We start from the raw sequence: 12,717 nt of genomic DNA, 5'->3' as shown, positions 1-12,717 counted from the left end.
TGTGGATAAGGCTGTTAATGATGTTTTAGTTTATTCTTCTGATGTTGTTTATGGTGAAAACTCCATTATTGTTGTGTTTGCTGATGTTGATGGTGAGTATGCTGTCGTTATAGGTGATGGTAGGTTCATTGTTGATGTTTTAGATGGTGTGGGCAATGTTGAAATTGCTTTGGATGCTGGCAGTTATGACATCATCGTTGAGTATGTGAATGATAATTATGTAAATAATGTGACTTCTGTTCCGTTTACTGTTTCTAAAGCGGATGTTACTTTGAGTGTTGAAATTTTTGATAAGGTTTATGGTGCTAATGTTACTGGTAATGTATTTGCTAGTGTTGATGGTGAGTATGGTGTTGTTATTGGTAATTATGAGGTTCCTGTCATTGTTAAGGATGGTATTGGAAGTTTCGATGTCGGATTCTTGAATGTCGGCAACTACACTGCTTTCGTAAGCTTTGAAGGTGATGACAATTACAATCCTACAGAAAATGAAACTGCTTTTGAAGTTGCTCAAACTGGAACTAATTTCAATATTATTGCTAATGCCACTGTGATTACTTATGGTGATGTGATTAGCATTACTCAGGGTCTTCCTGGTGATGCAACAGGTACTGTAACATATAAATTTTCTAATGGTACAATGATCAATGTTTTAAGCGTCAATGAATCATATATATTGTCTGGTTTGAATGTGGGGTCTTATGTAATTCATGCTAATTATTCTGGTGATGATAATTATGCTCCTGCTCAAGACAGTATAACAATAACCGTTGGCAAGGCTGTTAATGATGTTTTAGTTTATTCTTCTGATGTTGTTTATGGTGAAAAATCTGATGTTGCTATATTTGCTGATGCTGATGGTAAGTATGCTATTGTTGTCGGCGGTAAAAAGTTCATTGTTGATGTTGTAGATGGTAGGGGCAATGTTGAAATTGCTTTGGATGCCGGCAGTTATGATATTATCGTTGAGTATGTGAATGATAATTATGTAAACAATATAACCTCTACTCCGTTTACTGTTTATAAAGCATATGTTTCCGTAAGTATTGAAGTTTTAGATAAGGTTTATGGTGCTGATATTGCAGGTAATGTATTTGCCAGTATTGATGGAGAATATAATGTGAGAATTGGTAAATTCGTAACATCTGTCATTGTTAAAAATGGTATTGGTGAATTTGACGCTGGTATTATGGGTGTCGGCATTTATGAAGCTTCTGTAAGTTTTGAAGGCAATGACAATTATGCCTCTGCCGTTAATAAAACTTCATTTGAAGTTGCTCAAACTGGAACTAATTTCAATATTATTGCCAATGCCACTGGGATTGTTTATGGTGGTGTGATTAGCATTACTCAGGGTCTTCCTGGTGATGCAACAGGTACTGTAACATATAAATTTGCTAATGGTACATTAATCAAAGTTTTAAGCATCAATGAATCATATGCATTGTCTGATTTGAATGCAGGGTCATATGTAATCTATGCTAATTACAGTGGGGATAGTAATTATGCTCCTGCTCAAGACAGTATAACAATAATTGTGGATAAGGCTGTTAATGATGTTTTAGTTTATTCTTCTGATGTTGTTTATGGTGAAATTTCCAATGTTGCTGTATTTGCTGATGTTGATGGTGAGTATGCTGTCGTTGTTGGCGGTAAAAAGTTCATTGTTGATGTTTTAGATGGTGTGGGCAATGTTGAAATTGCTTTGGATGCCGGCAGTTATGACATTGTCGTTGAGCATGTTGATGATAATTATGAAAATAATGTGACTTCTGTTCCGTTTACTGTTTCTAAAGCAGATATTACTTTGAGTGTTGAGGTTTTAGATAAAGTTTACACTGCTGATGTAACTGGTAATGTATTTGCAAGTTTGGATGGCAATTATACTGTTATTGTCGGAGATAATGTTGTTAAAGTCGCTGTTAAAAACGGCATCGGTTCATTTGATCTTGGCAGTTTAAGTGCTGGAAGTTACTCTGTTCGCGTGATATTTGAGGGTAATGAAAACTATAATGTTAATTCAAATACCACAAGCTTTGAAGTTGCTCAAACTGGAACTAATTTCAACATTATTGCTAATGCTACTGAAATTGTTTATGGTGGTGTGATTAGCATTACTCAGGGTCTTCCTGGTGATGCAACAGGTACTGTAACATATAAATTTGCTAATGGTACATTAATCAAAGTTTTAAGCGTCAAAGAGTCATTTGTATTGTCTGGTTTGGATGCTGGAAGTTATGTGGTTTATGCTGATTACTCAGGTGATGGCAGTCATGATTCTGCTCGTGACAGTATTACAATAATTGTGGATAATGCAATTAATAATGTTGTTGTTAGTGTTGAAAACGTGACTTATCCGGATAATGTCACCATTAATGTTCTTGCGGATATTGATGGAACTTATCTGATTACTGTTGCGGGAACTACATTGGAAGTAAGTGTTGTAAACGGCGTTGGCAACTGGACTATGGCATTGGCGGTTGGAAACTACACTACAATTACCAAAATTGAGCTTCCAAATTATGATACTGTAGTTAAAGAAGCTGCATTTAGTGTTTTGCCGGTTGATGATTATGATTTCGGTATTGGGACTGTGGATAAAACCATTGTTTTCCATGCGCCGGCTGATGCAACAGGCAATGTGACTGTGACAATTGGAAATAAAACATATGTTGCATCATTGGTCAACGGCAGTGCAAAGATTACTGTTCCGGAATTGGGCAATGGAGTAAATAATGTTGTTATTTCATATTCCGGTGATAACAAATATGCTCCAAGAGGTTATTCATCTAATGTAACAATTGAAACTAAAATCATAGCTTCTAATATGGTTCGAGGATACAATAGTGGTGTCGATTATCAGTTTAAAGTTGCTGACATTAATGGAAATCCGATAGCAAACAAAAAGGTTAAGATTAAAATCAAAAACAAATCTTACACTGTTAAAACCAATGATAAGGGAGTTGCAAAACTTAATGTGAAATTATCTGTGGGATCCTACAAGGTGATAATTATCAATCCTGACACTGGTAAGACAGTGACTAAAACTCTTAAGATTGTTAAAAGGCTATCTGGAAATAAAAACATTGCCAAATACTATAACAGTAACTTCAAATACAAATTTAAGGTCATTGGCAATAATGGTAAGGCTGTTGGAAAAGGAGTGAAAATTAAAGTCAAAATAGGTAAGAAAATCTACAGGCTCAAAACAGACAAGAAAGGTGTTATTACCATCAAGTTAACTAAGAAGTTTACTCCTAAAAAGTATACCCTTAAGGCAACATACAAAGGATATTCCATTAAAAACACTATTAAAGTAAAACAGGTAATATCCAGTAAAAAAGTAGTTACAGTCAAGAAATCTGCTAAAAAACTCGTCTTGAAAGCAAAATTGAAACAAGGCAAAAAGGTTCTTAAAAAGAAGACAGTGACATTCAAATTTAAGGGTAAAAAATACAAAGTGAAAACCAACAAAAAAGGTATTGCAAAAGTAACCGTTAAGAAAAATGTCATTAAGAAACTTAAGGCAGGCAAAAAGTATAGATATGCAATTACTTACTTGAAGGATACCGTAAAAAGAACAGTTAAAGTAAGAAGATAATCTTTTTTATCTTCTTCTATTTTTTTTAATTTTTTGAAATAATATTCCTGCCCAAATGCTTATTTTCGGGCATGATAAAATTGATGTTTGCAATTATAAACTTATTTTAATGAGCTACACATTCAATTATTTTATTTTGCCTTTTAATCTGTATCTTTTTTCTAACTTGGTATTTCTTGAAAAGTTTTATTATATATTAGTATAAAAAATATACTTGCTGTTATATTTAAAAACTAGTATTGAAGGGATTGCTATTTTTTTCAGCGTGTACTAAAATTTAGAGAGTTGTTTAAATGAATTATGATTTAATTATTGCCAGATATGGTGAAATAGGGCTTAAAAGTCCTAAAATAAGGTCACGTTTTGAAAGAAAGCTAGTTAAAAATATTAAGGCTACTTTTGATTGTGATGTGGATAGAAATCAGGGAAGAATATATATTCATCCTAAGGATTTTGAAGATGGTGTAGAAAAGTTAAACAGAGTATTTGGTGTTGTGTCTTACTCTCCAGCTACTTCAACACGTACAAGTTATGAAGACATTGACAAGACATTAACGGAATATGTTGAAGAATTAATCGGGGAAGGTTTGATTGATGAAAACACCAAATTTGCAATTAAATGCCGTCGTGTAGGAAAGCATGACTTTACTTCACAGGAAATGGCAGCTCACTGTGGAGGTGTTGTAAGAAATGTTGTTTTGGCTCCCGTTGACTTGACAAATCCTGATTTGACAATATTTGTTGAAGTAAGGGATGATGACACTTACATTTTTCATGAAAAAATAAAAGGTCCTGGCGGATTACCGTTGGGAACCCAGGGAAAAGTTGTCGTGCTGCTTTCAAGCGGTATAGACTCTCCGGTTGCAGCATATCTGATGATGAAAAGGGGTTGTGAAGTTGTAGCTTTACACTGTAACAATGACCCATTTTCAGGTCCAAAAGTTACTGAAAACTTTAATCTATTGGTGGATCAGCTTAATATTTATGCCAAAGGCACTCCTATTAAAAGGAGAGTTGTTGATTATGGTGAATATTTGAGCGTTGCTAAAGAGAAGGCTCCCGAGAAAATGACCTGTGTTTTATGCAAATCTGGAATGTATAGGATAGCTGAAAAATTGGCTCTTAAATTGGGTGCTGATGCAATTGTTGATGGAAGCAGTGTAGGTCAAGTTGCTTCACAGACTTTATCAAACATATTGGCGACTAGATATGGTGTGGATATGCCTATTTTATCTCCATTAATTGGTTTGGATAAAGAGGAAATTACAGAAATTGCTAAAACGATTGGGACCTTTGAAATATCTAAAATCGATGATGGGGGATGCAGTGCTGTTCCAAGATATCCTGAAACCCGTGCTGATTTAGAGCGTGTTAAAAAAGCATGTGAAGACATGAATCAGGATGTTGAAATCGAAAAGGCTTTTGATAATATTAGAAGACTCGATTGAGTTTTCGTATTTTCTTTTTTTTTAAGTTTTATGACTTGGCGAAATATATGCTTGCATATGGTTTTAGCTATTTTTTCATTTTTTTCTTCTGCTTTGTTGTGCTATTCTCTGTGTAGTCTTCCTTTATTTTCATATTTATATGTTAATGTTTGATATTGTTTGTTTTTAGATTCGTTTTATACGAATAGTTCGTTATTATAGTGGCTTTTTCAAGAGGGTATAGTTATTAATTAAGTGGCTTTCATGTCACATTAACTTTTTATTTAGAAAAATTTAATTTTCAATTGGTGATAATATGCCAGTTATAAGTTTTGATATAGGAGAATTAACAAAAGAGCAAAAAGAAATTTTAGCAAAAGAATTCAGCGAATCCGCTTCAAGAGTCACAGGCCTTCCGATAGAAATGATATATGTGCTGTTCAACGAAAGGAAATTTGACAATGTTGGAGTCGGTGGTGTTCTTTTAAGTAATCAGGAATAGATGGATTTTTAAAAATTCATTCTTTTCATTTTAAATCCAATATTTCCTTATACATTTCTTTCAATTCTATTTTTTCATATTCCGAATAATGTTCGTTGTCGACATCCGTTTCAAGAGCAAACAGTAACAGTTCATAGAATACCTTATTCAGTGACCTTCCCTTTTTGGTTAGGAAATATTGGGTATTTTTTGGATCATTGCCCTCATTTGTCTTGTAAATAAGGCCATTATCCTGCATTGTCTTAAGGCATCTTGACAGTGCCTTGTTGTCCAGTGAGGGTCTGTTGACTTTAAATTCATTGAAATGGCTTTTTCCTAAAAACAGGTCTCTTAAAACATGCAGTGTCCACTTGTTGCTCATGAATTTGAGAGTGTCTTCCAGGGGGTTTCGCTCATACTTTTTTTCGTAATATGCAAGTTTTTTTGGATTTAAAGTCATGTTTATTGTTATATATGTTTTAATATTAAGTTTTTTAGATGTCATTGATGCCACTTTATCTTTAAATACCCTATTTTTTAAATATTTGATTAGAAAATTTTAATTGGTGCGATAATATGAATGATAATGAGATAGTCATGACTAAATTCCTGGCGATACTGTTTGCGATATGTTCAGGTCTTGCAATAGGTAATCTGTACTGGGCCCAGCCGTTGCTTGTCCAGATAATGGATGGTTTCGGTCTTCCCGCAGCAAATGGGGGACTTCTGGTTACTGCAACCCAAATAGGCTATGCGATGGGAATTCTCTTTATTTTGCCTTTGGGCGATTTTGTTCGAAGAAAACGTATGATAGCTATTGTAATGGTTCTGTCCGTATTGGCTTTGGTCTCCTGTGCCATATCTCCTTCATTTATCATATTGTCACTGTCACTCTTCAGTATGGGGATTGTAACAATTTCCGGTCAAATCATATTGCCTCTTGCAGGGGATTTGAGCCGTGAGGATGAACGTGGCCACATCGTTGGAATTGTATCATCCGGAATAACAACCGGTATCCTCTTTTCAAGGTTTGTAAGTGGCATCATTGCAGGATTTTGGGGATGGAGATCAGTTTATGTAATAGCGGCCGCCTTGAATCTGGTCATGGTTTTGGTAATGATTTATGTATTGCCGGAAATTCCTGCAAAAAACAAATTTAAATCATATGGGAAACTTTTGGCAAGTGTTTTCACCACCTTTAAAAATCATAGGTCCTTGCCGAACATATTACTGCACTCAGGACTGATATTCGGTTTGATTTTCAACATATTCTGGACTTCCTTAACATTTCTTCTGTCCGCAGATCCATTTAACTATAACACGTTCCAAATTGGGCTTGTAAGTCTGGCAGGTCTTGCAGCGGCAGTATTTGGTGTGGGAATCGGAAAATTGCAGGACAAAGGCTTGAGCATACCTGCGCTCGGAGCGTTCATTGTGGTTTGCCTTGTTAGTATGGTGTGCGGCTTTGCATTCAGTGATTCAATAATTGCCATTGTGATTGTTGCAGCGGTACTTTCAGTTGCAGTTCAGGGAGTAAGCGTCTTGACCCAGACAAGATTGTTTAACTTATCTCAGGGTGAGCGCAGCAGACTGAATACGGTTTTTGTTGTGAATAACTTTATATTTGGGGCTGTCGGAAGTGCTCTTGCATCTCTTTTATGGTCATTGGGGGGATGGTCATATGTAATGATGGCAGCTAGTGCGGTTTCTGTTGCGGCATTGATTGTCTGGTTGTTTTCAAGAAGTAAATTTAAATATGCTGATGAATCATTGGATAATTAGTTATTTTTGCTTCCAATATCTAATTTTTTAAATTTTTCTTTCTATTAATTATATATTTGAGTTTTAGTGGGCAAATCGATAAGTATTCGAACTATATCATACGTTTTATACGAATTATTCGTATTTTTATAGATTTTGTCTTTGGGAAATTTCTTTTATAAAAATTGCTCTACTTTTGTAAAATTGCTTTAACTTTATAATATTGTATTCATTTAAAACAAAAAGCTTATAAAATTCGTAATTTAAAATAATATTAAATTAAATTTTTTAAAATATAAAATAAAGGTTTTAAAAATGAGAGATTATTCTATTGAAGAGGCAATTGAAATAATTAATTCCTGTGATGAATCGTTCATGCCTGATACTAAACATTTTGATGTTAGGAATATTCAACGGATTGGAGATTTTGGCTTAATCTTTGAAACATTCTTACACAATCCATTAATGGGGATTATCAAGCAAGATTACAATAAATTTCGATTATATTTTGAACACAATCAGAGACCTACAAAAGATATATCATTAGTGATAGGTATAAATGATAATAAAGATGTGAAGTTTGTAACTGTTATGGAAACTTATAGAAATCAAAGGGTGAGAAAATGAACAACAAAGTAGTATATGATTATGACCGTCAAGGAGACTCATTATTCATATATTGTGTGGATGATTATGAATATGAAGTTTCACTTGAATTAGACAATGATGTGATTCTGGATATTGATAAAGATGGTAAACCTGTTGCATTTGAATTTCTAAATGCATCTAAAATATTCAATCTGGATAAAAGTCATTTTAATAATTTGACTAAAATTACTATTCAATCAATAATCACTGAAGAAGCTATAAATTTAAAAGTCAAATTAGCAGTTCCGGTCTATAATAAAACACAAACTTTTGGAATGAATAGAATCACAACTAATTTAAATGGTATTCCTGCTATTGAATCTGAACTGGTTACAGCATAACATTATTTACTCTTTAAACCACATAATTATTTAAAAATAATATGTTGAGATTTACTGAAAATTGATAATGTTGCGAACTATATCATACGTTTTATACGAACAGTTTCAAAAGCTCAACCGTCAGAAAAGAAATGGAATACATCTATAGTTCTACAAATTCTATGATATAGTGATATTTTCATTGCCTAAGATAATTATTTTAAAACTGTCTAATTTTCAAGTATGTTTTTTTTTAAATATTCTAGTAAAATCTTTCCTTTCATTTTCAATGTAAAAAAATATTTATTATTTACTATTTTCATTTATTGTTAATGAAATATTCATCTTTATGTGATTTAAATAAGTTATTTAGTAAACATAATATTGTATTCACTTTGAATATATTTTTACTTAATTATATAAAAAAGGTTTTTCATATGAAATATAAAAAACTGATGCTGGTAACATTGGTGTTGCTGGCTATTTTAACAATTGGAGCTGTCAGTGCAAGTGATGATGTCTCATCAGACAATCTGACAGTTAGTGAAGATGTCGACGAAGTGTCTGTTGATGCTTTTGTTGATGATGAAAAAATTTCTGAAAACAGTGAGAAGGAAGTTGTCGCTGTTTCAGATGATGAATTGGTATCTAATCGGGGAGGCATTGACGCTCTCAAATCTTCAGAAAGGGATATAATTTCTAATTCAACAGATATTAATTTTAATGTGATTAGCATTTCTGCTTCAGATATTTATGAAGGTGAAAATGCAACTGTTATTTATCATGGGCCAGATGGTGAAGTTCAAATAACTGTTTCAAATCAAACTTTTTCTTTAATTGCTAATGGTGGTGTTGGAACTTTAGAACTTTATGATTTGCCTGTTGGATATTATTCTGTAACTTGCGGAAGTGCAAGTACTGCTTTTAATGTATTGCCTCGAGAAAATGAAGGTGAGGAAAACTCTTTTGAACTTTGGCTTGATGATGATTCACAAGGATTTGATGTTTCTTCTCCAGATTTAAGTGGATATTTCATAGCTGCTCTCACTGTTCCAGAGAACATGAATGGAAATATTTCTATTGTGGCTGAAGAGGATATATTTTTATTTAATAAAGCTTTAAATGATTTTAATCCTAATCATATTAGAGATGATCATATATATGATATTTCCTTAAGTGATAACGGCAGGTATATTTTCGAAGATATCGATGATGGAACCGTATTCAGATTTGCTTTTTTAGACGAGGAAGGTAATGAAATATGGAATGGTGCTAACTATAAATTAGTGATTAATGAGAATATTATTAGATTTGAATCGGATGCTCACAATCCTGGAGATCATGTTAGTATTGATGTGTCTGGTGATGAGTTATCCGCAAATGATGACAATAATTTTGTATGGATTAATCTTCCAAGTGATGTTACAGATGGTAAAGTAATTGTAACCAGTGGAGATTACACTTTATTCGAGGAATCAGTCAACTTTGAAGAAGGCACTCACTGGTGGAGGGAGAGTGATGGACATTATGTCTGTTCATTTTCACCAAATAGCTTAACTAATTGGAATAATCTTTCAGATGAGGATATTGTTGTTTTCGCGTTTTTAGATGAAGACGGCAATGAAGTTGCAAGCAAGGAGTACAAGATTTTTTTAGGTGAAAACACTATCAGATTTGAAGAATTAAACTCTGAAGATGATGAACTTTACATTGGTATTTGGGATGAAAACGATGAAAGAGGAATTCTTTACACAGATGCTGAAGGCAATGTAATATCAATTGATGCTCCAAGAGATTATGAAGGAGCTATTTTCCACATATATGTAAATGATGATGAAGTGGTGTCATGGGAAGTTGAATTCGATGATGAAAATGACAGAACATACAATGATTGGGATTTGGAAGCGTTAGGAATCTCTCAAGCAGGAGACTACACCATTGCAGTTGAATTTGGTAATGGTGAATATTCTGAAATCCTTTTAAATAAGACAATAAGCGTATCTGAATTTAATGAAGATGTTTTCAGAGCAATGATTCAATTTACTACCGAAACCATGAGATTATATGTTCCTCAAAATGCTGAAGGTACTGTAACAATTATTACAGAAAAAGAAACTGATGATGATTTGGAACAAATTCATGAAGAAATTTATGAAATTACTTCACAGGATTATGGTGAATGGAAAGTATGGGCTTTAAGTGATTTGGGATTTGAAGCTGACGGTGCATTCAGAATATTCACTCTTACTGTTACAAATGCTGATTCTGAAGTATATCGTTATAGGATAGGTCATGTTGACGGTGAAGAACAAGAGGATGGCGAAAAAGAATTTTTAGAAGACATTATATTCGAATTCAACACTCAAGATGAAGATGGATACATATTTGAAAAGGTTTCATATGTTGATGTGGGTCGTGTATTTATTCCGCAAAAAGATGAGTTTGACGGTATTGAAGTAACTCTTCATATAATTTTAAATGGGCAGGAATATGAAACTTTAAATGTGCGTGATCTTTATGGATTCTACAGTTCAAGTCGACATGCGCTTGGATTTGAAGTTCCTTTGGATATGACAAAATTCAAAGATAAGGATATGCTGACTTTCCGTCTTGAAGCTAAATTTGGAAATGGGGAATCTGCAATTACAGAAGATAACGAATATAATGATATCATTTTAGAAGATAATGGTACATATTTCATTGGACATGATGATATTGATTTAAAACGCCTAGAATTTGATGCATTCTATGGTAATCTAACTACAGGAACCACAAACGATCCTGAACTGATGGGTCCTAAATTTGATGGTAGATTTGTTATTATAACAATATCCAATGCACTTAATATAACTGAAGGAACTGTAACTGTTAATGACGGCACAACTGACATATTTTCAAAATCCTTGTCTGAATGCGATAAGGAATATGACTATGGAAGTGTAGGTTATACATACTTTATCGGACTGGATGAAATTATGGACATGCTTCCTGAAGGTAAAGACATATTGGTCAGCTTTACTTATGGGGTCAATTCATTAATCCAAAAACGTATCCGATTTGATGACTATCTCTATAAGGTTGTTCTAAAAGAGGATATAGAAAAACAGTTCCACTTTGAAGTTTCAGATGATTTGATATTGCATGAATCTGATACTGCAATACATCTCTGGTCAGATTCAAACAGACAATCCATCTACATTGATCTTGGTGGAGGATATTTCATTATATATGTAAACGGAAAAAAAGTTGAGAATTTAGGAAATGTAAGCTTCAATACCTGGAAAGATAATTTCAATTGGAGAGAAGAAGATGATGATTATAAGGATAGATTTGCTCCTGATGAAGAGGCATTTCTAAGTTATGTCAGAAGTTACTGGGGAAGAGAACTTGAACTCTTCCGTTTAACAGGTCATGCTCAAGGAGCTCCTGAACTGGATATAACATTGGCTGATTTGGGAATTAACGAATCAGGTACTTATAATATCAGAATTGTTCACTACTCAAGTGTTCCTGGCGGTTTGGATGACCATTCAAATATTGGTGAATATATTGATGGTGTATATGCTGAAGAATATTTCAGTCCTGACTATACTGAAGTATTTAATGGAAACATTACATGCAATCTCAATCCGGATTATGCGGGAGTTGTAATTCTTAATGAATCCAGATATCAATATGGTGTGCCGTTCCTGTTCACTTTCAAATTCGGTGATAATGTACTCTCTGAATCCAACAGAATATTAATTTATATTAATGATGAATTGGCATTCAATTGCACCACTTTATTCTATGCGGAAGATGACGATGGTGAAATGGAACTTTGTGACTTGTGGAAAGTTACCCCTGGAGAATTCAATAAAGAATTATTAAATGAATATGGATTCCTTGATGTTGGTGATTATAATGCTGTTGTCTATTTGGTTAAAGGTAGTGATGAGTCTGTTGAAATCGGCAGCGGCACTTTCACAGTTGTAAAACAAAAAGGAGACATGAATTTCACAATGGGTTCAACCACTGAAGATGGTGACGTGCACACCGTAATTTACGCAGATATTCCTGAAGGTGATTGGGACGGTTATTCACTTGAAATTATCATTGGGGATTCTGAAAAAATTGTTCCTGATGTGGATGATGTTGATGACTGGTTCCCACGCTGGTACAATGAATATGCAATATTCAAAGACAATCAAATCTATTCCAAAGAATCTTTAGAAGACATCATCGGTAAAGGACCAGTTGCAATAGATTTAGGTGTTCTTGATGAAGGTACACATATTCGGGTAGAATTTGGCCATGGTGAAGAAACAGTTTATGGAGACTGGGACTTCTATCAAAATGACTTCACTGTTAAAGCTGCTTCTGTTCCTGCTGATTCTAACTTAAAGATTACAGTAGAAAACATCAATTTCGGTGAAACTGCTGTTGTCAATATTGAAATGGATGAAGCAGTCAACGGTGAAGTTTTAGTTAGTGCTGGTG

8 protein-coding genes are annotated in these 12,717 nt (G+C 33.7%); 7 read left to right on the top strand and 1 reads right to left on the bottom strand.

Features of this window, described 5'->3' with window-relative positions; genetic code table 11:
• From UIB65_RS09010 to dmpI, 3 genes are all read left to right on the top strand, one after another.
• On the top strand, positions 1–3,601 hold a 3,601-nt coding region (locus UIB65_RS09010), incomplete at its 5' end, for an Ig-like domain-containing protein (RefSeq protein ID WP_330041054.1).
• Positions 3,602–3,894: 293 nt separating this feature from the next.
• Positions 3,895–5,049 (top strand): tRNA uracil 4-sulfurtransferase ThiI, encoded by a 1,155-nt coding sequence (gene thiI, locus UIB65_RS09005; protein WP_330041053.1) that lies wholly within the window; start codon positions 3,895–3,897, stop codon positions 5,047–5,049.
• Between the two features lie 295 nt (positions 5,050–5,344).
• Positions 5,345–5,530, top strand: coding sequence for a 4-oxalocrotonate tautomerase DmpI (dmpI, locus tag UIB65_RS09000; protein WP_058738979.1), 186 nt, complete (start codon positions 5,345–5,347; stop codon positions 5,528–5,530).
• Between the two features lie 25 nt (positions 5,531–5,555).
• Here the strand turns inward: dmpI and UIB65_RS08995 are convergent, their stop codons facing one another.
• Positions 5,556–6,014 (bottom strand): helix-turn-helix domain-containing protein, encoded by a 459-nt coding sequence (locus UIB65_RS08995; RefSeq protein ID WP_330041052.1) that lies wholly within the window; start codon positions 6,012–6,014, stop codon positions 5,556–5,558.
• A 71-nt stretch (positions 6,015–6,085) separates the two neighbouring features.
• Between UIB65_RS08995 and UIB65_RS08990 the strand changes: the two genes are divergently transcribed.
• From UIB65_RS08990 to UIB65_RS08975, 4 genes are all read left to right on the top strand, one after another.
• Positions 6,086–7,291 (top strand): MFS transporter, encoded by a 1,206-nt coding sequence (locus UIB65_RS08990; protein WP_330041051.1) that lies wholly within the window; start codon positions 6,086–6,088, stop codon positions 7,289–7,291.
• A 294-nt stretch (positions 7,292–7,585) separates the two neighbouring features.
• Complete coding sequence (locus UIB65_RS08985; RefSeq protein WP_116592881.1) at positions 7,586–7,897, top strand: hypothetical protein; 312 nt, start codon at positions 7,586–7,588, stop codon at positions 7,895–7,897.
• Positions 7,894–8,259, top strand: a complete 366-nt coding sequence (locus tag UIB65_RS08980; RefSeq protein ID WP_330041050.1) for a DUF2283 domain-containing protein — start codon at positions 7,894–7,896, stop codon at positions 8,257–8,259. The genes UIB65_RS08985 and UIB65_RS08980 overlap by 4 nt, the downstream gene beginning before the upstream one ends.
• A gap of 416 nt (positions 8,260–8,675) precedes the next feature.
• The coding region (locus UIB65_RS08975; RefSeq protein ID WP_330041049.1) for a hypothetical protein at positions 8,676–12,717 on the top strand (4,042 nt) is incomplete at its 3' end.

This window comes from Methanobrevibacter sp., from assembly GCF_036307625.1.
In the GTDB taxonomy this organism is placed as follows: Archaea; Methanobacteriota; Methanobacteria; order Methanobacteriales; family Methanobacteriaceae; genus Methanocatella.
This window is presented reverse-complemented; position numbering and strand designations above follow the sequence as displayed.